At 39.7% G+C, this 22,761-nt stretch carries 22 protein-coding genes and 3 pseudogenes; 23 read left to right on the plus strand and 2 right to left on the minus strand.

Translation table 11 applies throughout. The features are described from left to right. Positions 1-14 precede the first annotated feature (14 nt). From FLP15_RS07515 to FLP15_RS07585, 16 genes and pseudogenes are all read left to right on the plus strand, one after another. Positions 15-1,061: a phosphoribosylanthranilate isomerase gene (locus tag FLP15_RS07515; RefSeq protein ID WP_142766603.1), complete on the plus strand. Its 1,047-nt coding sequence runs from the start codon at positions 15-17 to the stop codon at positions 1,059-1,061. After that, the gene (locus FLP15_RS07520) at positions 1,051-1,584 is read left to right on the plus strand and encodes a GNAT family N-acetyltransferase (RefSeq protein WP_142766604.1); all 534 of its coding nucleotides are present in this window, start codon (positions 1,051-1,053) and stop codon (positions 1,582-1,584) included. The genes FLP15_RS07515 and FLP15_RS07520 overlap by 11 nt, the downstream gene beginning before the upstream one ends. Further along, on the plus strand, positions 1,581-2,222 hold the full coding sequence (locus tag FLP15_RS07525; RefSeq protein WP_142766605.1) for an HAD family hydrolase: 642 nt from the start codon (positions 1,581-1,583) through the stop codon (positions 2,220-2,222). The genes FLP15_RS07520 and FLP15_RS07525 overlap by 4 nt, the downstream gene beginning before the upstream one ends. A gap of 17 nt (positions 2,223-2,239) precedes the next feature. After that, positions 2,240-2,644: a VOC family protein gene (locus FLP15_RS07530; RefSeq protein WP_142766606.1), complete on the plus strand. Its 405-nt coding sequence runs from the start codon at positions 2,240-2,242 to the stop codon at positions 2,642-2,644. Between the two features lie 23 nt (positions 2,645-2,667). Then, positions 2,668-3,540, plus strand: coding sequence for an alpha/beta fold hydrolase (locus FLP15_RS07535; protein ID WP_142766607.1), 873 nt, complete (start codon positions 2,668-2,670; stop codon positions 3,538-3,540). Further along, positions 3,537-3,857, plus strand: a complete 321-nt coding sequence (locus tag FLP15_RS07540) for a P-loop NTPase family protein (RefSeq protein WP_142766608.1) — start codon at positions 3,537-3,539, stop codon at positions 3,855-3,857. Before FLP15_RS07535 ends, FLP15_RS07540 begins: the two co-directional genes overlap by 4 nt. Positions 3,858-4,156: 299 nt before the next feature. After that, a complete protein-coding gene (locus tag FLP15_RS12735; protein WP_190288265.1) occupies positions 4,157-4,300 on the plus strand; it encodes a hypothetical protein in 144 nt (47 codons plus the stop codon). A 27-nt stretch (positions 4,301-4,327) separates the two neighbouring features. Further along, positions 4,328-5,571: pseudogene (gene trpB / locus FLP15_RS07545) on the plus strand (tryptophan synthase subunit beta). A gap of 17 nt (positions 5,572-5,588) precedes the next feature. After that, a complete protein-coding gene (locus FLP15_RS07550) occupies positions 5,589-6,110 on the plus strand; it encodes a cysteine hydrolase family protein (protein ID WP_142766609.1) in 522 nt (173 codons plus the stop codon). 220 nt (positions 6,111-6,330) lie between these two features. Beyond that, complete coding sequence (locus FLP15_RS07555) at positions 6,331-7,251, plus strand: alpha/beta hydrolase (protein ID WP_142766610.1); 921 nt, start codon at positions 6,331-6,333, stop codon at positions 7,249-7,251. Between the two features lie 40 nt (positions 7,252-7,291). Beyond that, complete coding sequence (locus FLP15_RS07560) at positions 7,292-7,600, plus strand: hypothetical protein (protein ID WP_142766611.1); 309 nt, start codon at positions 7,292-7,294, stop codon at positions 7,598-7,600. Positions 7,601-7,626: 26 nt separating this feature from the next. Next, positions 7,627-8,388, plus strand: coding sequence for a tryptophan synthase subunit alpha (gene trpA, locus FLP15_RS07565; RefSeq protein WP_142766612.1), 762 nt, complete (start codon positions 7,627-7,629; stop codon positions 8,386-8,388). Between the two features lie 180 nt (positions 8,389-8,568). Further along, positions 8,569-9,413: pseudogene (gene licT, locus FLP15_RS07570) on the plus strand (BglG family transcription antiterminator LicT). Between the two features lie 72 nt (positions 9,414-9,485). Continuing rightward, positions 9,486-11,405: a beta-glucoside-specific PTS transporter subunit IIABC gene (locus tag FLP15_RS07575; protein ID WP_142766613.1), complete on the plus strand. Its 1,920-nt coding sequence runs from the start codon at positions 9,486-9,488 to the stop codon at positions 11,403-11,405. Positions 11,406-11,486: 81 nt separating this feature from the next. Further along, a complete protein-coding gene (locus FLP15_RS07580; RefSeq protein WP_142766614.1) occupies positions 11,487-12,899 on the plus strand; it encodes a glycoside hydrolase family 1 protein in 1,413 nt (470 codons plus the stop codon). A 324-nt stretch (positions 12,900-13,223) separates the two neighbouring features. Then, positions 13,224-14,159 (plus strand): cation diffusion facilitator family transporter, encoded by a 936-nt coding sequence (locus FLP15_RS07585; RefSeq protein WP_142766615.1) that lies wholly within the window; start codon positions 13,224-13,226, stop codon positions 14,157-14,159. A 226-nt stretch (positions 14,160-14,385) separates the two neighbouring features. On the opposite strand, the gene coaA is transcribed toward FLP15_RS07585, so the two are convergent. Continuing rightward, on the minus strand, positions 14,386-15,306 hold the full coding sequence (gene coaA / locus FLP15_RS07590; RefSeq protein WP_142766616.1) for a type I pantothenate kinase: 921 nt from the start codon (positions 15,304-15,306) through the stop codon (positions 14,386-14,388). A gap of 563 nt (positions 15,307-15,869) precedes the next feature. On the opposite strand from coaA, the gene FLP15_RS07595 reads away from it, so the two are divergent. The 7 genes and pseudogenes from FLP15_RS07595 (at position 15,870) to FLP15_RS07625 (ending at position 21,665) form a co-directional block, all read left to right on the plus strand. Continuing rightward, on the plus strand, positions 15,870-16,469 hold the full coding sequence (locus FLP15_RS07595; protein ID WP_142766617.1) for a class I SAM-dependent methyltransferase: 600 nt from the start codon (positions 15,870-15,872) through the stop codon (positions 16,467-16,469). Between the two features lie 25 nt (positions 16,470-16,494). Further along, a complete protein-coding gene (locus tag FLP15_RS07600; protein ID WP_142766618.1) occupies positions 16,495-17,787 on the plus strand; it encodes a pyrimidine-nucleoside phosphorylase in 1,293 nt (430 codons plus the stop codon). Position 17,788: 1 nt separating this feature from the next. Beyond that, a complete protein-coding gene (locus FLP15_RS07605; RefSeq protein ID WP_120771480.1) occupies positions 17,789-17,986 on the plus strand; it encodes a hypothetical protein in 198 nt (65 codons plus the stop codon). Between the two features lie 163 nt (positions 17,987-18,149). Then, on the plus strand, positions 18,150-18,857 hold the full coding sequence (deoC, locus tag FLP15_RS07610) for a deoxyribose-phosphate aldolase (RefSeq protein ID WP_142766619.1): 708 nt from the start codon (positions 18,150-18,152) through the stop codon (positions 18,855-18,857). Continuing rightward, a complete protein-coding gene (locus tag FLP15_RS07615; RefSeq protein ID WP_142766620.1) occupies positions 18,844-19,236 on the plus strand; it encodes a cytidine deaminase in 393 nt (130 codons plus the stop codon). The genes deoC and FLP15_RS07615 overlap by 14 nt, the downstream gene beginning before the upstream one ends. Before the next feature lie 333 nt (positions 19,237-19,569). After that, positions 19,570-20,628, plus strand: coding sequence for a BMP family lipoprotein (locus tag FLP15_RS07620; RefSeq protein WP_120771483.1), 1,059 nt, complete (start codon positions 19,570-19,572; stop codon positions 20,626-20,628). 333 nt (positions 20,629-20,961) lie between these two features. After that, positions 20,962-21,665 (plus strand): annotated as a pseudogene (locus FLP15_RS07625) (GntR family transcriptional regulator). Between the two features lie 422 nt (positions 21,666-22,087). Here the strand turns inward: FLP15_RS07625 and FLP15_RS07630 are convergent. Further along, the gene (locus FLP15_RS07630; protein WP_142766621.1) at positions 22,088-22,528 is read right to left on the minus strand and encodes a DUF4395 domain-containing protein; all 441 of its coding nucleotides are present in this window, start codon (positions 22,526-22,528) and stop codon (positions 22,088-22,090) included. Positions 22,529-22,761 lie beyond the last annotated feature (233 nt).

Raw genomic sequence — 22,761 nt, forward strand, 5'->3', positions numbered from 1 at the left:
CGGGGGATTAAAAAATGAACATCAAAATCTGCGGGCTCCGCACAAAATCCGCTGTTGATGAGGCGGTCAAAAATGGTGCGACACACCTTGGCTTTATCCTGTCAAAATCGCGCCGTCAAATCACGCCAGAAGAGCTGTCAGTACTGACAGCCGATGTGCCGAAGTCGGTCAAAAAAGTTGGCGTATTCGTCAATGAACCGATTGAATTTGTCAAAAATGCAGTGGCGACTGCTGGACTTGACCTTGTGCAGCTCCACGGTGACGAAGATATGAGCTATATTCGTCAGTTGTCAGTGCCTGTGATTAAAGCTGTCAGTGATTTTGCAAAGACCATCCAATACGAAAATGTTATTTTGCTTTTGGATAGCAGCTCAGGTGGCAGCGGTCAGTCTTTTGACTGGCAATCTGTAAGTAGCAACGATTTCAAATTGCCCTTTTTTGTGGCTGGTGGATTGAATCCTGACAACGTGGTTAACGCGGTGCAGTATTTTCAGGATTTTTCTAACTTCTATGGTGTGGATGTGTCGTCTGGCGTGGAAACGGATGGGGTCAAGGATTTGATGAAAATTCGTGCTTTCATCCAAAGTGCAAGTCTGGCACGTTATGACTATTTGCTGACAGCATTTCAGACTATCTCGCAAAAGCTCAATGCACATGGCATCATACCTTATCTGATGGGAAGCATTGCCACCCAGTTGGTGACTGGTTTTTCGACCAATCCTGATGATATCGACATTCAGCTTCGACTGTCTGATTTTGTGCAATTTGAGCGATTGTCAGTGCTGATGGAAGAGTTAGGCTACCATTTGATTGACCTGCATGAGCATAAGTTTGAAAAGGGTAATATTCATGTTGGTTTTGCCAATGTTGAAACGCTGGAAAGCTATGCTAACGTTGATTTTACAGCTTTATCAAAAAGTGAACTCGGCGAATTTTATTTGCCCAATCTTCAGCAAAACATCAAAATTTATGAGGCAGCAATCCACGACAGTTGGCGCAATGGTAAGCACAAAGATAAATTGATTTTAGAAAAATTAAAGGCGCTGGAAAATGGAAACTGAAAGCGAAGTAACCATTCGCCCCGTTCAAAAAGCGTATTTACGAGAATTGTGGGAAATCAGCTATGGCCCAAAAGCCGATTTGAAATGGATGGACTACAACGGACCATATTTCCAAGACCCAATTTTGAGCTGGGAAGAATTTTCAGCAAAAATCACTCCCAAAATCAATCAACCGAATTTTGCACTGATTATCTATCAAAACCGCATTGTTGGGCAACTTTCGAGCTATTGGGAAGATGGCGACTTGCAAAAATGGCTGGAGTTTGGACTTGTCATCTATGACAGCAAACTTTGGGGTAAAGGCATTGGCAAAGGTGTTGTACCGATTTGGATGCAGCAACTTTTTGAAACTTATCCAGAAATCCAACACCTCGGCTTCACCACTTGGTCAGGAAATCCAGGTATGATGAGACTAGGTGAAAAATGCGGCTTAAAACGTGAGGGACAAATACGCAAAGTTCGCTTTTGGCAGGGAAATTGGTATGATTCGGTGAAATATGGAATTTTGAGAGAAGAATTATGACTAAGTTTAAAAATATAAAATGGCTTTTCTTTGACCTGGGCTCCACACTTGTCAACGAAGAGAAAGCGCAAGAAGCACGAATCAGAGAAAGTGTGAAACTCCTTGCAGAGCAAGATATTTCAATGACTGAACAACAATTCTTTCAAGAAATGTGCAATGCTTCAAAACGTTATGAATCGCAATATTTTACAGTCATGAAAAACTTAGGGAGCGACAAAATAGCGCCCTATCCTCATCAATTTGAGCAACTCTATGCAGAGACCTTACCGCTCTTAGACAAATTGCGACAGTACTATAAAATAGGAATCATTGCCAATCAATCGCTGACAGGTGCAGAACTTTTGAAAAAATGGCAGTTACAAGATAAAGTGGATTTTATTCATTCATCCGCAGACCTTGGTATCGCAAAACCAAACTTGGAAATATTCAAAATAGCACTGAAATCCAGTGACTGTGAACCAGAAAATGCTTGTATGATTGGAGATAGACTGGATAATGATATTTTTCCAGCCAAACAACTTGGAATGAAAACGATATGGGTCAAACAAGGCTTTGGAGCTTATCAAGTGCCAATTTTAAAGGCTTATGAACCAGATTTGGAAGTTGAAAGTTTGAAAGAGTTGTTTGATTTGTTATAGATTGAGGAGGATAAAAAATGTCGTATTCAACATCTGGCATAGACCACTTCGGTCTGACCGTGAAAGATTTAACAGCCAGCAGCAACTTTTTCATCAACTGCTTAGGTTTCGAAAAAGTTGGCGAGCGCCCAGAATATCCAGCGGTGTTTGTCGCGGATAGCGCGGTCATGATCACGCTCTGGCAGGCAAAAGATGATGCTGAGACTCTGGATTTTGATCGACAGCATCATGTTGGACTCCATCATCTCGCTTTTCGTGTTCAAAATCATGAGCAACTCGACCAGTTATTTGCCAAAATAAAGAACTGGCAAGCTATCAAGATTGAGTTTGCACCAGAAAACCTCGGCACAACAGAAGCGCGCCATTTTATGATTTACGAACCAAGCGGAAATCGGATTGAATTTATTTCGAGAAATGCTTGAAAATCAATGCTGAAAGGAGCAAAATGCCAGAAATCATCACGACAAAACAGGGAAAAATCGAAGTAGAGATAGAAGGAACAGGACTTCCAGTTATTGCTATCCATGGCAGTCCTGGCGGCTGGGACGGTGCAAAAATGATGCATGATTTTTTACCATCAGACAAATTTCAAAAAATTGCCTTTTCACGACCCGGTTATCTCGGAACACCGCTAAATGGAAAAAATGATTCGATTGACCACGAAGCTGATTTGATTGCCAGCTTGCTAGAAAGTTTACAGATAAAACGTGCGGCAGTTTTGGCATGGTCAGGTGGCGGTCCGTCTGCTTACCGTTTGGCGGTGCGCTATCCAGAGCAGATTTCGACCATGGTGATGATTGCCGCAGTGAGTGAGCGCTGGATTTGCCCACCTTATCCCGCATCCGACAGGTTTCTTTACGGCACAACCTTTGGGAAATCTCTTGTTCATTTTCTGGCAAATGTTGCACCAAAACAGATCATCAGCGGTGCTTTGGCAGGTGAGGGAAAGCTCAGCGATGCAGAAGTCCAGAAACAGACAGAAAACGTGATGGCGCATCCAGCGCAGCGTAAAGCCGTTCTTGATGTGGCAAAAACCATGAACTGGGTCGGCAAACGAAAGCCAGGCTGGGACAATGATGTGAAAAATTATGCCAAAATCGACAGCCTAGAGTTAGAAAAAATCCGCTGTCCAGTGCTTATTGTTCAAGGTGAGGTCGATACTGATGTGCTTCCTTTTTACAGTGAAAATGCACACAAATGCCTGAACAAGAGTCAACTTATCATGGTAAAAAATGGCACACACCTTGCATTCTATGCCCATCCTGACGCAGAGAAAATTCAAGCACAAGCTGAAAGGTGGTTTTTGGAGCATTTATGATAAATAAAATCAGTTGTTTTGGAAATACGGCTTCGGGCAAGAGCTATCTCGCCGAAAAGCTCGCTCAAGAGCTAGATTTGCCACATTTTTCATTGGATAAACTTTATTGGCAGGAAAATTGGACGCACTGCACGAAAGCTGAATTTTTAGCAGAGCAAAGGAAAATTCTTGCCGGGGAGTATTGGGTGCTTGACGGCACCTTTGCAGAATGTGGCTTAGCTGAGCGTATCGAGCGTTCAGAACTCGTGGTATTATTAGACAGCAAGCCACTTGATTGCTTTACCAAGCAAGTGGCTGCTAAATCTCCCACCTCTTAGGTGCGAGATTTAGCAGCACTAAGCTTTGCATTCATTCTACTAACATCAGTAGGGGAGAAAGCTTCCCTACTGATGAAGTAATCACTTCAAAACGTGCCTTGAAAAGACGGGGAAACGAAACAGAACGTTTGCCAAATGGAGCAGATGATCAAAAATTAGGCTTTTTCCGTAGCATACAATTTTTATCAAACCAAGTGCATGCTAACATCCCCATCTCTTAGGTGGGGGATGAAGCAGCACTAACTTTGAATTTCGCCCGACTAAATTCAATGGGAGTTGAAACTCCCATTGAATAAGTCTTGACTTCATTTGATATTTTAACTTTCAATCTTCGTGACCGTAGGAAAATCCTAAAACTCACGCATCGTTTTCCTGAAAAACTTGTGATTTTACAGGATTGGAGCGAGGAGGAAAATTTAATCAATCGGCTCATGGGACAATAACATGAATAGATAAGAGGAGAACAAAAAATGATCTACAACCAACCAGACGAACGCGGCTTTTACGGCAAATTCGGTGGACAATTCGTCCCTGAAACGCTGATGACGGCGGTCAAAGAACTCGAAACGGCTTACGAAGAGAGTAAGCAAGACCCTGATTTTCAGGCAGAGCTGGATTATTTGCTCAAAGATTATGTTGGACGTGAAAATCCGCTCTATTTCGCAAAACGTTTGACCGAATATGCAGGTGGCGCCAAGATTTACCTGAAGCGCGAAGACCTCAATCATACTGGTGCGCACAAAATCAACAACGCGCTTGGACAAGTCCTACTCGCGCGCAAAATGGGCAAAAATAAAGTGATTGCTGAGACTGGCGCAGGACAGCACGGGGTCGCAACGGCAACGGCGGCGGCACTTTTCGGCATGGAATGCACGATTTATATGGGAGAAGAAGATGTCAAGCGTCAGGCGCTCAATGTTTTTCGTATGGAGCTGCTGGGGCGAAAGTTCACAGCGTGACGGACGGTTCGCGCGTGCTCAAAGACGCGGTCAATGCGGCTCTGCGTGCGTGGGTGGCAAATGTCGAGGACACGCACTATGTCATGGGATCCGTCCTTGGACCACACCCTTATCCTGAGATTGTGCGCGACTATCAGGCGGTCATCGGGCGTGAGGCGCGAGCGCAATTTCTCGAAAAAGAGGGCAAACTGCCTGACGCGCTGGTCGCCTGTGTCGGCGGCGGTTCAAACTCGATGGGGTTGTTCTATCCTTTTGTCAATGACGAAAGTGTCGAAATGTACGGCGTTGAGGCGGCTGGTTTAGGTGTTGATAGCCCTTACAATGCGGCAACCATCACCAGCGGTCGCCCTGGCATTCTCCACGGTCAACTGATGGATGTCCTGCAGGACGAAAATGGTCAAATCCTCGAAGCTTTCAGTATTTCTGCGGGTCTGGACTATCCAGGCATCGGTCCTGAACACAGCTATTTCAACGCGATTGGACGAGCAAAATACGTCGATATTACCGACGATGAAGCGGTCGAGGCTTTTCAACTCCTCAGTCGTCAAGAAGGCATTATCCCAGCGCTCGAAAGCTCGCACGCCATTGCCTACGCGGTCAAACTCGCCAAGAAACTCGGCAAAGAAAAGAGCATGATTGTCTGCCTGTCTGGTCGTGGCGACAAGGACGTTAATCAAATCAAAGAACGTCTGGAAACTGGCGAGACGAGTTTGGAGCATTATGAAAAGATGTATAAAAAAGACATTGAGAAATGAATGAGAGCAAATAAAAAATGAAAAACTCAGCATTAATCGTGGTAGATTTGAACGCTGGCATTCAAAAAATTGCGAAACACCCCTATCCGCACAGTTGGACGGAGATTGAGGCGAACAATCGCGCGCTGATGACCGCTTTTCTGACGGAAAATTGTCCTGTTTATGTGACTAGCGTGCAACCCAAATTTTTGCTTAAAAGTTGGGGACGAGCCTTTGGAAAACAGCTCATCACTGACATCTCAGGTGCCCGCGAAGTCGTCAAATTTGGTCCGTCAATTTTCACGCAGTCTGACGCAGGTTTAGTTGAAAAGTTGAAAGCACAAGGCATCACGAAAGTTTTCTTTTCAGGAATTTCTACAAGTAATGGCGTTTTTAAATCAGCAAAAGATGCCGTAGCGCAAGGGTTTGACGTGGTGCTCGTGAGTGACGCAACGGCGGATAGAAGTGCTCCTGGTTATGAAAAAATTATCAAAGATGAGTTTCCAAAGATTGGAGAAATCCAGACGACAGAGGAAATTTTGGTAAAAAATGAGCGATAAAAAAAGGATGTTTCGCCCTCGACGTTTTGGTTGGGGGTTGAGACCGCAGACAAAAAGGGGGGTTTCATTATCGCTTGGTTGATACTATTTGTTGTACCAGTGGAAATTGCTGCTTTGTTATTCAAATCACAGCTAGGCATACTGTTAGGATTAATTTGGGCGATATTGGGTAGCATTTTACTCACAATTTTTGTTGTAATTTATTTGAGAAAACATTATTGTGATTGAGGAAAGTTATGAAAACACTGAAAAGCAGGCGGACACAATGAGAGAGCGAACTTATGGACAAGTTGAGATAGATGGAGATACATTGGTTTATAAAATCACGGGTCAGGGTTTGCCGCTCCTTTGCATTGCAGGTGGTGGCGGTGAGGGAGACAGCTTTCTTCCACTCGCAGACCAGCTGGCTGAGCATTTCAAGGTGATAAGCTATGACCGACGTGCTAATGGTCGCTCTACGGCACATTTTCCTGAGCATTTTGATTTAGCACAGCAGGTGCGAGACGCTAAAGCCGTGCTTCATGCGACTGGCGAAAATTCCGCTTATCTGCTTGGCAATAGTAGTGGTGCAGTGATTGCGCTGAAAATGTTGCAAGATTTTCCAGATACGGTCAGAAAGGCGATTTTTCATGAGCCGCCTTTGACTCATTTGGCGGAAAATCCTGAAAAATGGCAGACTTTCATGAGCGATTGCTATCAGTTAGCGCTGGATAAAGGGGCTTCTAAGGCAGCGACAAAGTTTGGCATGGGAATCGTAGAGCGTTTTACGATTGAGCCGCTTTTAGCAGATTTTTATCTGAAACGCTATCTACGTACAGAAGCCAAAAAGGAAAGCTTGCCAAAGATTGAAGATGGACTTGCTGACAAGATTTTCATTGAGCAGGAGCTGTTAGCCGTAACAAATTTCTTGCCCGACTTTGCTGTCTTGGAGAAGTTAAAGAACAAAATGATTTTTGCGGCAGGTGAGTGGACTTTAGATAAAAAAGTCTGGTTAGCGCAGCCTCCTAAAGCTTGCAGTGAAAGGCTAGATTGCGATTTTGTTCGCTTAGCTGGCGGACATCTTGGCTTTATCAATCATGCGAAAGCCTGGCGCGAGATTTTAGAAGATAAGTTTTTGGAGCAAGAAAATCAGGTAAAATAAAATGAAAAAATATTTTGTTTACGATGTCAACATGCTGTCGATGAATTCGATTCTGCCATTTACAGCAAAGGACGCTGAGGCGGAGTTGAAGAAAGCGCAGGTTGAGTTTGGCGCAGATGTCGAATATTTGGCAGCTAAAGAATTGTTCCAAAAATTAAAAACAGGGGTACGCAGAAAAATGCGTGGCGAAGACGCAGAAATCATCTTGTCGCCTGTTTTGCAACGATATTTGGGCAGCTTTCGCACCGAATTTCCTAAAGCAATCGTGTGGGTCTATGACGAAGGACGGGCTGTTCCTGACGGACCACGTGGACCAATGTCTGCTTGGGGAAATGGCAATCCGCAATAGTAAAATAAAATAGAAATGGTGAAACAATGAAAACATTAGAAAAACATTTAAAAAACATTAGCAAAATCTTTATTCCCTACATCATGGCAGGTGACCATGAAAAAGGGCTGGATGGACTGCAAGAAACAATTTCAGCGCTGGCAGCTGCTGGGGCTTCGGCCATCGAAATCGGAGTGCCATTTTCCGACCCTGTGGCTGACGGTCCTGTCATTGAGCAGGCAGGACTGCGTGCGCTAGCGAAAAATATCAATCTGACAGACATTGTAGCGACTTTGAAAACTGTCAAATCTTCTGTGCCTTTGGTCATCATGACTTACATGAATCCTGTCTATCAATACGGCACAGACAAATTTCTGTCAGCACTGACAGAAACGCCTGTCAAAGGTTTGATTGTCCCTGATGTGCCAATGGAAGCGCAAAATTTTATCACAGATTTTATCGGTGACAAAGACATTGCCCTCGTCCAGCTTGTCAGCCTGACCACAGGTACTGAGCGTCAAAAAGAATTGGTCAAAAATGCCGAAGGCTTTGTCTATGCTGTCGCTATCAACGGCGTGACAGGAAAAGAAAATGCCTATTCTGACGAGCTAGACGAGCATTTACGTCAGCTGTCAGTACTGACAGAAGTCCCAGTCTGCGTTGGTTTTGGTGTTTCTAGCCTGTCAGATGTTGAGCGCTTTAACAAAGTCGCTGACGGTGTCATCGTCGGATCAAAAATTGTCCGTGACCTGCATGAGGGCAAAAAAGACGAAGTGCTTGCCTTTATTCAAGCAGCTACGCAGAAATAATAATAAATAAAATATATATTCTAATTTATTGTTGACAACGATTTCTTGAAATGTTATACTTATACTCAAATAAAACGTTTTCACGAAAAATGGATAGTGATTATTAAGTTAAGCTAGACCTTATCATACCTTATATTATGGGGTGGGTAAGGTCTTTTTTGTGAAATAATGGAGTAAAATTTGAAAATCAAAAAAGTTCTGAACAATAATGTGGTCATTGCGAAGAATGAAAACGGAGAAGAGACTATTCTTATGGACTAGGTCTTGGATTTGGAAAAAAGTCAGGAGAGTTTGTAGAGGATGAAAAAATAGAAAAGATTTTTTCTCTGAAAGCTGGTACTGATAAGCAGAATTTTTATGAAATTCTTTCAGAAATTCCAAGTCACATCATTGAGTTATCAATGGTCACGCTTTCTGAAGCGAAAGCGAAGTTCCAAAAAGAAATCTCAGATACAGTTTTAATTTCTTTTGCTGACCATCTCAATGCAGCAATCATTCGTGCAAAAGAAAATATTGTCATCAAAAATTTCTTGCTGTGGGATATTAAAAGATTTTTCCCCGAAGAGTTCAAAATTTGTCTAGGAACATTGGAAAAAGTAAAACAAGAGCTGGGAATTTCATTGCCAGAAGATGAAGCAGGTTTCTTGGCGATGCATATTGTCAATGGAACACTGGGCAGTGGACATGAGTATGCGACTCAGTTGACTAAACTTATGGAAGAAATCCTAACAACATTAAAATACACCTTACAAGTCAATTTTAACGAGCAAGATGCCTATTTTCAACGTTTTATCACACATCTCAAGTTTTTTGCTGAACGTATCTTGTCTGGGTCAATATCTGATGAAACGGCAGATGAGGATTTATTTGAACTCATCGTTCGTAAATACCCTAGAGCTTACCTCGGAACATCAAAAATAAGTGAGTTTTTGAAACAAACACGCGCTTATCAAGTTTCTCAAAGTGAGCAAATTTATATGACCGTGCATATTGCGCGAATTCTGGAAAAAATCCAGAAAAATTAATCTTGGTAACAATTGGATCGTGACATTAAGTTGGCGAAACCTCTAAAAAATATATTATTTTGGAGGTTTGTAATGGGCAAATATGAAGCTCTTGCAAAAGACATTGTAGCAAATGTGGGAGGCAAAGAAAATATCCTCTCACTAACAAATTGTGTGACGCGGTTGCGCTTTAAACTCAAAGATGAGAAAAAAGCAAATACCGATGTCCTAAAGAAAATGGACGGTGTGGTCACCGTTATGCAAGCTGGAGGACAGTATCAAGTTGTCATTGGTAACCATGTGCCAGATGTGCGAGCAGATGTAGATACAGTCATCGGAAAGCTAGATACATCTGCTGCCGATACAGCACCAAAAGGAAGCCTTTTTGACCGTTTTGTTGAATTGATTTCTGGAATTTTTCAACCTATTTTGGCACCACTTGCAGCAGCAGGGATGCTTAAGGGATTGAATGCGATTCTTTCCTTTGCACTTGGTAAAGGATTTCAGGCATCGTCAACTTATGCAGTAATTCATGCGATGGGAGATGGACTTTTCTTATTCCTTCCTATTTTCATTGGTTACACAGCAATGAAGAAATTCAAGGGTTCGCCATTTGTTGGGATGATGATTGCGGCTGCGATTGTTTATCCTGGATTTGTCGATGGTTCAGTGGCAAAAACTTTTGCGGAAAGTGGTGGTTTAAGTTTCTTTGGTATTCCATTTTCTGTTCCTGTTGCAGGTTACGGTTCTTCGGTTATGCCGATTATCGCAATTACAGCATTTGCAGCCTTTCTCGAACATCAACTTAAGAAAATTATTCCTGATGTAGTTAAACTCTTTTTGACACCGTTTTTTACAGCATTGATTACGATTCCTTTGGGATTTTTAATCATCGGTCCAGTGATGAATGTTATTTCTGATGCTCTTGGTAAAGGATTGATGGCGCTTCAAGGATTTAGTCCAATCATTTTTGGATTGGTTCTTGGATTCACTTGGCAAATTATGGTAATGTTTGGACTTCACTGGGCGCTTGTACCATTTGTAATCATTGCTCTTGCACAAGGTGAGCCTACAACACTTTTAACAGCAGCAAGTACGGCTTCCTTTGCACAAACTGGTGCTGTAGGTGCTGTTATGATGAAAACTAAAGATAAACGTTTGCGTGAACTTGCAATACCAGCTTTTATTTCAGGGTGGTTTGGTGTTACGGAACCCGCGATTTATGGGATTACCCTCCCTAAAAAACGTCCGTTCTGGGCTTCATGTATTGTCAGTGCAGTAATCTGTGCAGCAGCAATGGCATTGGGAGTTAAAGCGTATACAATGGCAGCGTTTGGAATATTTAGTTTTACTGCCAATATTTCGCTTGACGGAAATGTTTCTGGTGCAATAACAATGATGATTTTATGTGCTATTTCAGTTATTGCTGGTTTTGGATTGACTTGGATATTAGGTTTTGAAGATGATAGCAGCGAACCTATTGAAGAAACTTCTAAAAATCCTATAAATTTTAAACCAACAACAGAAAAAGAAGTTATTTTAACACCTATCGAAGGAAATGTTCTTTCACTTGCAGAAGTAAAAGATCCTGCTTTTTCAGCAGAAATCATGGGGAAAGGCGCAGCAGTTGAACCGACAGTTGGTGAAGTGAGAGCACCTTTTGATGGAACAGTTATGATTATGTTTCCAACCAAACATGCAGTGGGACTCGTTTCAAATCAGGGCACAGAAATTTTGATTCATGTCGGCATAGATACTGTGCAACTTGATGGAAAATATTTTGAAGCTTTTGTAAAACAAGGACAAACTGTTAAAAAAGGAGATTTGCTTGTTAAATTTGATATTGTAGGAATTCAAAATGCTGGATATAGTACGCAAGTTCCGATAATTGTGACAAACACTGATGATTATATGGATGTCATTGCAACGGATAAGAAATTTGTTAGTAAAGATGATATGCTGATAACAGCGGTTGCAGCGCAAACCACTCAGTTGGTGGCAAATCCTGCATAGTAAAAACATCAACAGGTAGAAGAACTAAATGATAAAAAACTAAAAATAAGGAGACAAAATGGGATTTAAAAATGATTTTTTATGGGTGGTGCGACAGCAGCCAATCAATTGGAAGGTGCTTATGATGTTGATGGAAAGGGACTTTCTGTTGCTGATGCGATGCCCGGTGGGAAACAGCGCATGAGTATCCTTGCTTCTCCAGAGTTTGATTGGACGATTGATGAAAAGCACTACGTTTATCCTAATCATTATGGGATTGACCATTATCGTCATTTTAAAGAAGATATTGCACTATTTGCGGAAATGGGTTTTAAAGCTTATCGGTTTTCGGTTGCTTGGTCAAGAATTTTTCCTAAAGGAGATGAAACGACGCCAAATGAGGCGGGTTTACATTTTTATGATTGTTTGATTGATGAATGTTTAAAATATGGGATTGAGCCAGTTATCACGATTTCGCACTATGAAATGCCTTTGCATCTAGCTAAAGAATATGGTGGATGGAAAAATCGTGCTTTGATTGAATTCTATGTTCGCTATGCTAAAGTTCTCCTTACACGTTATCAAGATAAAGTTAAATATTGGATGACTTTTAATGAAATCAACTCAGCTACTTTTTTCTCTGCACTTAGTCAAGGCTTGGTTCCGTCCAATGGTGGCGCTGATAAGACAAATGTCTTTCAGGCCTGGCATAATCAATTTGTAGCAAGTGCTGAAACAGTTAAGTTTGGGCATGAGCTAAAGAAAGATTTACAGATTGGTTGTATGAGTATTTATTCTACGACTTATTCGTTTGATTCCAATCCAATTAATCAGATTGCGACTCAACAAAGTATTCAGGAGTTTAATTATTTTTGTAACGATGTGCAAGTGCGTGGAGAATATCCTGTGTTTACTCAGCGTTTACATGAAAAATATGGTGTCAAATCGGAAGATTTGGAGATTACAGAAGAAGATTTAATTTTACTCAAAAATGGTTGTGTGGACTATATCGGGTTTAGTTATTATATGTCAACAGTAGAATCAAAAACTGGTGAAGGGACTTCTGCAAGTGGCAATATGGTACTTGGTGGAGTCAAAAATCCATTCTTACAGGAAAGTGAATGGGGCTGGGCAGTGGATTCTGATGGTTTACGTTATGCTTTAAATGATCTCTATGGTCGCTACCAAGTTCCACTGTTTGTTGTTGAAAATGGTTTAGGAGCGATTGATAAAGTTGAAGAAGATGGGTCGATTAATGACGATTATCGGATTGACTATCTGAGAAAACATATTATTGCCATGAATCAAGCGATAGAAGATGGTGTGGAACTCATGGGTTATACGCCTTGGGGATGTATTGATTTGGTATCGGCTTCTACTGGTGAGATGAGTAAGCGTTATGGGTTTATTTATGTTGATTTGGATGATTTAGGTCATGGTACAGGTCAACGCTCTAAGAAGAAATCTTTTGACTGGTACAAAGAGGTAATTGCTTCAAATGGTGAGAAACTCTAAAAAGGATAAGAAATTCCGTCAAATTTGACGGAATTTTTATGTATCATAATAAATTAGATAGCATCTCAGACTTCATTTTTGGTTTGACTAAGATGACAAGATTGGAGAAAAATAAAGATATAAAACTTCTAAGAAATTTTGTTTTGTTTCGAGATTTTCTATTTTGTAATGAAGGTCTGCTCTTTGGGACTGTATATAAATGCTTATAATGAGTAAGTCTTATCTCTAAGTTTTCTTGATTTTCCTGAGTTCTGGACAAACAGCTTCACATCTTGATATAATTGAGCTTGTGTTAAATTAGATTAAAATGATATAGAGGAGTATATGGAAAAAGAAAAGAAAAATTCAGGGATGTTTGCTGTATTTGCAGCGCTTGGTGCCAATGTTTTGGTGGCAATCAGTAAATTTATTGGTTTTGGGTTGTCTGGCTCCGCTGCGATGCTTAACGAGAGCATTCATTCGGTTGTAGACTGTGGTAATCAGATCTTGTTACTCTTCGGTGACAGGCAAGCGAAACAGGCTTCAAGTAATCTGCATCAATTTGGTGAGGCGCGAGCGAAATACTTTTTTAGCATGATTGTTGCAACGTTTCTATTTTTTGGTGGAGGAGTGATTGGTGTGATGGAGGCATTTGAAAAGCTTATTCATCCTGAGCACTCAGTTGAAAATCCTTGGATTGTTATTGTAATTTTGCTTGTTGGTATGTTGATTGAAGGGTCATCATTGCGAATTGCATTTAAAGAAATTGCGGAGTTGAATACAGATAAATTACCTATTTTCAAGTTTTTACATGAGAGTCGTCACAGCGAAATTTTGGTTATTTTTGCTGAGGATTTATGTGCAATTATTGGACTACTCTTGGCGCTTTTAGGAACTGTTTTGACGATGTTTACGTCTAATCCATTATTTGATGCAATAAGTGGTCTTTTAATTGGCTTTTTACTTATGGCTGCAGCGATTTTCTTGACAAGAGAATTTTATAGTTTGATTGTCGGGGAGAGAGTGACAGACAGTGACCTTTCTAAAATTTTATCAGCATTTGAACGTCCTGAAATTAAACAAGTCATCAATATTAGAACGACTCATCTAGGTCCAACAGAAATCTTGATTGCAGCAAAAATAGATATTATAAGTAGTGAAGAAGCGCATGGTTACGGAATTATCAATAGTATTGAGGAGAAAATTCGACAAAAGCTCCCAGATAAAAAATGTTATATTTATGTTGAAATTGATGAATTTGATGAACATTATAACAGATGATAGGTTTCTGCCATAACTATTTCCACTTTAAAATCCAATAGGAATTTTATACGACAGATGTCTATCCGCTCTAAAGGACTAGAATGATTCGTGGCAACTGCAATTAGTGCATCATGGTGCTATTTTTACGCCGAGAAGTCGATTCGTTGTTGCTTTTCATAACAAATAGCTATATAGTAGAATTAAAACCTGTCAGCATGCTGACAGGTTTTTGTAATTAATAATATTAGAATTTTTTTAGATAAATTTTATCAACATAATGATTTTCTGATTTATGTAGGATGACTTCTGCACGATTTCTCGTAGGTTCAATGTATTCTTTTAAATTAATTCGATTAACTCTTGCCCAAGTTTCTTTTGCCAAATTGACAACTTTACTTGTAGACATTTTAGTAAATTGGTGATAAAAATTTGTTGTGTCATATTTTGCTAATTTTAAAAGACTATCAAAACGTTCTAGATACCACTTTTCAATTAATTCCTCTTCAGCATCAACATAAATTGAAAAATCATAAAAATCACTGATATAGAGCATCTGATTTTGTGGATTTTGTAAAACGTTGATTCCTTCAACAATGAGAATATCAGGACTGTCAATAGTTTGAACTTGATCAGGAAGAATATCGTAAGTTTCATGTGAATAAATTGGAATTTCACATTTCTCACCATTTTTCACATGATAGAGAAAGGCAAGCAGCCGCTCCATATCGTAGCTCTCAGGAAAACCTTTTCTATCAAGTATTCCTCGGTTTTTCAAATCATCAGTAGTATATAAAAAACCGTCAGTAGTGACTAACTCAACACTGAGTTTAGGAAAAGCGCGTGAAAGTAAAAGCTGCACAAGTCTTGCTGTAGTTGATTTTCCGACAGCGACAGAGCCAGAAATGCCGATAATTAATGGTGGCGTTTTCACGATTTTTTGTAAAAAAAGTCCTTTAGAAAAGCTCATATCTTCTAAATTTTTTTTGTATAAACGTAAGAGATGGACGAGCGGTAGATAGACATCTTGCACGTCTTTCAGACTAATTTCGTCATTGAGTGAGCGAATAGATTCAAGCTCATCATGTGTCAGAGGCGCGATAGAAGTTTTGTAAAGATTTTGCCAAGTTTCACGGCTAATTTCGTCGAAATTGATGAATTCATTCATGATAAATATTTTATCATATTTCTGTCATTACTGACAAACTTTCTGTCAGCTGTCAGTAAGCAGTAAATCTGTGATGAAGTCAAGACTTATTCAGTGGGAGTTTCGTAAAACATTTGTCCATTTTCTCTAGTCGCTAAAGCGACTGATAAAAGGGCAACTCGCCACTGAATTTAGTCGGACGAAATTCAAAGATTGCCATTCCGACTAGGTGCTTCAGCACCTTAGCGAGGATGGACAGCGTAGCGCAGCGGAGATAGTGCTGCTTTATCCCCAATCTAAGAGGTGGGGAATTGCGATTGCGACTAGCCACTTTAGTGGCATAGCGAGCATCGACAGCGGAGTCGTAAGGCGGAGATAGCACGCACTTGCTTCGATAAATATATAAGTTCAAACATAGAATGTAAGCAGTGCTTAGTTCTGCTAAGTTAAATATCGTAAAATAGCTTCAACGATGTGGGTTGCCAACATTACATCTAAATAAATGTAAGAGTTTACATGATAAAATTGCACTTATGAAAAAATTTTCAGCGCGAAAAAAAATGATTTATGATAGAATAATGATAATGGTAAAGACAAATATGTACTACGAGGATAATCGTGATTTAGCGCATGATATCCAAGAAATAAAAGTTCAACTTCTAGGAATACCCATGAAATTTTTGACAGACAGTGGTGTCTTTTCAAAAAACGGGATTGATTATGGTTCACGAGTTTTATTAGAAAATTTTGAACAAGAGGGTGCTAAAACGCTATTGGATGTTGGTTGTGGTTATGGGACACTTGGACTAACTTTAGCCAAAAAATATGATTTAGCGGTCACAATGGTTGATGTAAATAGTCGTGCATTGGATTTGTGCCGTCAGAATGCTGACAGAAATGCTGTCAGTACTGATGAAATCAAAATTTCTGATCTTTATGATGCTGTCAGTGGGAAATACGATGCAATTATCAGCAATCCACCGATTCGGGCAGGAAAATCAGTTGTTCATGGTATTTTAGAGGGAAGTTTTGAACATCTCAATGATGAAGGAACGCTTACGATTGTCATTCAGAAAAAGCAAGGAGCACCATCTGCTCAAAAAAAGATGGAAGAAGTCTTCGGCAATTGTACCGTAGTTGCGAAAGATAAGGGTTACTTCATTTTGAGAAGTTACAAAAAATGATAGTAAAATTAGAATAGGAGCAAAAATGACCTATAGAATGGTTGACCTCATCCAAAAAAAAAGAGATGGTGAAAGTTTTAATAAACCCGAAATAGACTGGATGATTGAAAATTATGTAGCTGGTAGCGTTCCAGACTATCAAATGTCTGCACTTGCAATGGCAATTTATTTCAAAGGGATGAATACTTCTGAAATATCAAATCTCACGATGGCAATGGTTCATTCAGGAAAAGAATTTGATTTGAGTGAAATCCCAGGCATCAAAGTAGATAAACATTCAACAGGTGGTGTTGGCGATAAAGTAACGCTAATCCTCGCTCCACTCGTTGCTTCTTTCGGTGTTCCTGTTGCAAAAATGTCAGGACGTGGACTTGGTCATACAGGTGGAACTTTAGATAAATTAGAGTCTATTCCAGGTTTTAATATTGAAAAAACTGAGGCAGGATTCATTGAACAGGTAAAAGATATTGGGATTGCTGTGATTGGACAATCAGATGAGCTTGTAAAGGCGGATAAGCTCCTTTATGCGCTCCGAGATGTAACAGCGACAGTTGACATTATTCCTCTTATTGCAAGCTCTGTGATGTCTAAAAAGATTGCCGCAGGTTCAGATGCAATTTTACTTGATGTGACAGTAGGAGATGGTGCTTTCATGAAGTCTGTGGAAGATGCACGGATTTTGGCACGAACTATGGTTGATCTCGGTAAATCTGTTGGCCGTGAAACTGTTGCTGTTATCACAAACATGAGTCAGCCTTTAGGCTATGCCATTGGAAATCGTAATGAAATTACAGAAGCAGTCAATACGCTAAATGGTAAGGGAACAGCTGAATTTCGCCAATTTATTGCCGAATTAGCACAGATTATGCTGGAGCTTGCAGGCGATAAAAAAACAATCCCAGAAATCCTACAAAATCTTGATAATGGACTTGCCTATGCCAAATTTGTCGCTATGATAAAAGCCCAAGGAGGCGATCCAACAGCCTTTGAAAATCTGACTGCACCGCTCAAAACCAAATACAAAGTTGAAATTCGTGCCTCCAAAACAGGCTTCATCACTGATGAAAAAGCATTAGGTGTTGGTGTTCTTGCCATGAAACTGGGTGCTGGACGCGCTACAAAAGCTGATACAATTGATTTTGAAGCAGGAATTCTACTTGCAAAAAAAGTCGGAGATAAAGTTAGCAACAACGATTTAATTGCAACACTTTATAGTAATCGTGAAATTTCAGAAGAACTCATCTCCGAGTTTAACGATAGCATTGTCATTTCTGACGAACAAGTTCATCAGAAAGAAATATTAGAAATTGTTCGCTAAAATGAATGATGATTTAAAACTTCCGCCAGTCATTGTTGGACTTCAAGTCGTATTATCTGCACTTTCTGGTGCAATAATAAAGTTGCTCTTGCAAAATTATAGTTGGGTTATACAACTTATCGCTTTTATTATCATCTTCGTCATTATTTACATCATTGTCGGAATGGTTTATTTGAAATGGAATAAAAACAGAACCTAGTGTTTACGCAAACCATCTCTTATGTTTGCCCTTACTTTTATCATTTATCGCATACTAAATCTGCTAATATAGTTTTAGATTTAGAGATAAACTATTAAAAGATAAAATTTAAAAACAATAAAGAAAGGAATTGAACTCCAAATAAGGGGTTCATCTCTTAAAAATGAAAATTAATAAATATATTGACCACACGATTCTTAAAGCGGATAGCTCGCAAGAAAAAGTTCAACAAATCATTGATGAAGCTAAAAAATATGACTTTATGAGTGTATGTATTAACCCAACATGGGTAAGTTTTGCAAGTAAACAATTAAAAGATACGGATGTTAAAGTTTGTACAGTCATTGGTTTCCCTCTTGGAGCAAACACATCAGAAGTTAAGGCTTTCGAAGCAAAAAATGCCATTGAAAATGGTGCTGATGAGATTGATATGGTCATTAATATTGGTGCAGCTAAAGATGGAAATTGGGAGCTTGTTGAATCAGATATTGCAGCAGTAAATGCAGTAAAAGAAGACAAACTTTTGAAGGTCATTATTGAAACAAGCCTCCTTACAGACGATGAAAAAGTCAAATCTTGCGAAGCAGCAGTACGTGCAGGGGCAGATTTTGTCAAAACATCAACTGGTTTTTCAACTGCAGGAGCAACGGTTGCAGATATTAAATTGATGCGTGCTACAGTAGGTCCTGATATGGGTGTTAAAGCATCAGGTGGGGTACATAATCTTGAAGAAGCCAAAGCAATGATTGATGCAGGGGCAACGCGACTTGGTGTATCCGCAGGAGTTGCAATCATGGAAGGTTTAGGGCGACCAAATGAGGGTGCTAAATCTGCGGATAAAACATCGGGAGAGAGTGATGCCAGTTACTAATGATATGATACAGGCGGCTAAAGATGCTGCTTCGCACGCTTATATCCCCTATTCTCATTTTCCAGTTGGTGCAGCTTTTCATACACCAGATGGTCAAATCATTACAGGGTGTAATATTGAAAATGCCAGTTTTGGATTATCTAATTGTGCCGAACGAACAGCGATTTTCAAAGCAATATCAGAGGGGATAACACATTTTGATGCGCTTTATATCTATGGTGAGACGCAAGAACCTATCAGCCCTTGTGGTGCTTGCCGACAAGTGATTGCAGAGTTTTGTGCTGCAGATATGCCAGTTTATCTATTGTCAAAGACGGATAAAGTTAAGGAAACTTCTGTAGGTGAATTGTTACCTTATTCGTTTACCGAATTGAACTAATTAAGAGTAGGAGGGTAGTATTATTCAATTTTGCTTTCTTACAAAAGAAAGCACTCAGATTTTTCTGCCAGTGAAATTCATTGGCAGAAAAATTAGAGTATTAAAGAAAGCGCTGTAATTTAAAAATTGGACACAATTGTGTGCATAATTGAAAAAAGTAAGCGCATTTCCAGTAGAAAAATAGTATTCTATAAAAATTGTAAGGTAATACCGAACGTTAAGGGAAAAGTACCTTCAATCTTTGTATAATGCTTGAAAAAAAGAAACAGATAGCTTAAAATAGTCTTAAGCTAAAGTTTAGCCATTAAAAAATATTCGGAGGGTTCCGTTTCCATGAACAAACGCGTAATCGCAGTCGGTGCAGTTGCACTTGCTTCAGTGGCAGTCCTTGCAGGATGCCGTTCACACGATGCAGCAGGGTCATCATCAGGTAAAGCTAAGACAGACCTTAAAGCAGCTATCATCACAGATACCGGTGGTATCAACGACCGTTCATTCAACCAATCAGCGTGGGAAGGTCTTCAAGCGTGGGGTAAAGAAAACAACCTTAAAAAAGGTCAAGGTTTCATGTACTTCCAATCAAATTCAGCTTCAGATTATACAACAAACTTTAACTCAGCTGAACAACAAGGTTATAAACTTTTGTTTGGTATTGGGTTCTCACTTCAAGATGCTACTTCTGCAGCAGCTAAGAATAATCCAAAATCAAACTTCGTTATCATTGACTCAGTAATTACTGGTCAAAAGAACGTAGCTTCAGCAACATTTGCTGATAATGAAGGAGCTTATCTTGCTGGTGTAGCTGCTGCGAAAGCAACTAAGACAAATAAAATTGGTTTCATCGGAGGAATGCAATCTGATGTTATCACTCGTTTCCAAGTTGGTTTTGAAGCAGGTGCAAAATCTGTAAATCCTAACATTAAAGTAGATGTTCAATATGCTGGTTCATTTACAGACGCAGCTAAAGGTAAAACTATTGCAGCAGCAATGTATGGTTCTGGTGATGATGTAGTTTACCAATGTGCCGGTGGTGTTGGTGTTGGTGCATTTAGTGAAGCAAAAGCTTTGAATGCTCAAAAGAATGAAGCAGATAAAGTATGGCTTATCGGTGTTGACCAAGACCAAAAATATCTTGGTGGTTACACTTCTAAAGATGGTAAAAAATCAAACTTTGTCCTCGTTTCAACAATCAAAGAAGTTGGTAAAGTCGTTCAAGATATTGCTGATAAAACTAAAGATGGCAAATTCCCTGGTGGAACAACTGTTACTTACAACCTCAAAAATGGTGGGGTAGACCTTGGTCTTGATAATGTAACGCCACAAATCAAAGATGCTGTTGCTACTGCAAAAGCTGATATTATTTCTGGTAAAATCACTGTTCCATCTAAATAATGAAGTCAAGACTTATTCAGTGGGAGTTTCGTAAAACATTTGTCCATTTTCTCTAGTCGCTAAAGCGACTGATAAAAGGGCAACTCGCCACGGAATTTAGTCGGACGAAATTCAAAGCTTAGTGCTGCTTTATCTCCGACCTAAGAGGTCGGAGTATTAGCACGCACTTGCTTTGATAAAAATAAAAAACCAGCAAATATGTTGGTTTTTTTTATATTGGATTGAATTGTCTGTTAAATTATATGTTTTTGTATAAAAATAGTGATAAACTATGTTATAATGATATAGACAGATTATAAATCGGTATAGATTTTTTAGCAGAGGGGAGAGGCCATGAGAAAAGCAGTGCCAAACTATATTAAAATTCATGATGCACTTAAAGATGAAGTTGAGAAAAATATCTGGAAAATTGGTCAACGTCTGCCAAGTGAAAGAGATTTGGCTGAACGATTTGGTGTAAGTCGTATGACCGCAAGGCAGGCAGTAACCGCTTTGGTAGATGAAGGGATTTTGGACCGAAGAGTCGGCTCTGGTACCTACGTTGCAAGTCGTCGAGTACGTGAAAAAATGAGAGGTACGACTTCTTTCACAGAGATTATCACATCACAGGGTAAAGTGCCTTCAACTGAAGTATTAAGCTATATCAAGACCGCTCCCAATGAAGTAGAGTGCGAAAAATTGAACATCACTAAAAAAGATTCAATCATTCGTATGGAGCGGATTCGTTATGCGGATAATATTCCTATTTGTTTTGAAGTGGCGAGTATTCCTTTTAATCTAGTAAAAAACTTTGATAAAAAAGAGATTACAAGTAATTTCTTTAAAACATTGGAAAAGCATGGGCATGTGATTTCGCGTAGTGAGCAAATCGTTTCTGCTAAAAAAGTAAGTACTGAGGTGTCTGAGTATTTAAAAACTCGTGCTGGTTCTGCAATTTTAGGGTTAACTCAAGTTTCTTATCTTGCTGATGGACAGCTTTTGAGTATGTACTTTCCCAATATGTTGGAGATCGTTTTGAGTTTTATTTGGAAAGATAGTATAAGTATATAGTACGCTAGTTTTATTTTACTTAGCAAGTGTGTGCTATCTCCGCCTTTGGGCTACGCGATAAACATTTGTCCGTTTTATCTAGCCAAAAAGCTGTTGATGCTCGCTACGGTACGAAAAGTGCCTATTCGAAATCGCAACTCGCGCACTGTTCTATGAACGTTCTCCACAACTCTGTTGCTTCGTTGTCTTCTTGTTCGTATGCAAGTAGAGCTTGCAACGATAGAGGCGAAGCGATAGGACGTAATGGCAATCTCTGCTTTCCTTCTACTGTCCTAGGATTTTGATTTTAGTGCTTAGACTTTAGGAACAGAGGAGATGCTACTATTGGTGGGGAGAAGAATTACCCACCAATGAAGTAATCACTTCAAAACCCTGCCAGTTGACTAGCAGGGTTCTTTTATTTGCGGTATTATGAGAGGCCTTTTTTTATTTTTCTTTTATATTGATATTGTTTGATTTGAAAATGGAGCCAGCACCCCACACAGAAACCACTTAGGGCTACACTTGCTGCGATGAAAACGAACGCGGCAAAGATAATAGCAAGAATAAGATGACCAAAAAGCGAAGCAATTAGGCTTGCTGTTAAGAGTACAGTAGCAATAATTTGATTAAAACGCAAATCAGACTTATCTTCCAAAAGGTATTCAGAAGCTTTCTTTTTTAGAAAATGTTTTGCGATAAGAATAACAAAGTTTCGTTCAAAGAAAATACCAAAAAAACCAGCAAGGATAGGGAGCAGGAGGAACCAAAAAAATTGAGTGACAACGGCAAGGATAATACTGATGATGATTACGGTTTGATTGGTGCGCACAAGTGGGCGAGGAACGCCTTGGATACTAGGTTTGTTCATAAGAAATCTCCTTTAAGATTTTCGAGTTTGTACAGATTTTTTTAAAATGAAGTCAAGAATTATTCAGTGGGAGTTTTAACTCACCACTGAATTTAGGGCACAACCTCTAGGTGTAACAACTAAGCGACCTGTACGCAGCTAAAGCTGCAACAGTCTGCTTAACATCAAAGATATGAGGTTACACCTCCGCTTTGCTTCGTTATCCATTCGCTCTATCTCCGCTTTGCTGCGCT

Origin of the sequence: Lactococcus protaetiae (assembly GCF_006965445.1) — a bacterium.
Classification (GTDB): domain Bacteria; phylum Bacillota; class Bacilli; order Lactobacillales; family Streptococcaceae; genus Lactococcus; species Lactococcus protaetiae.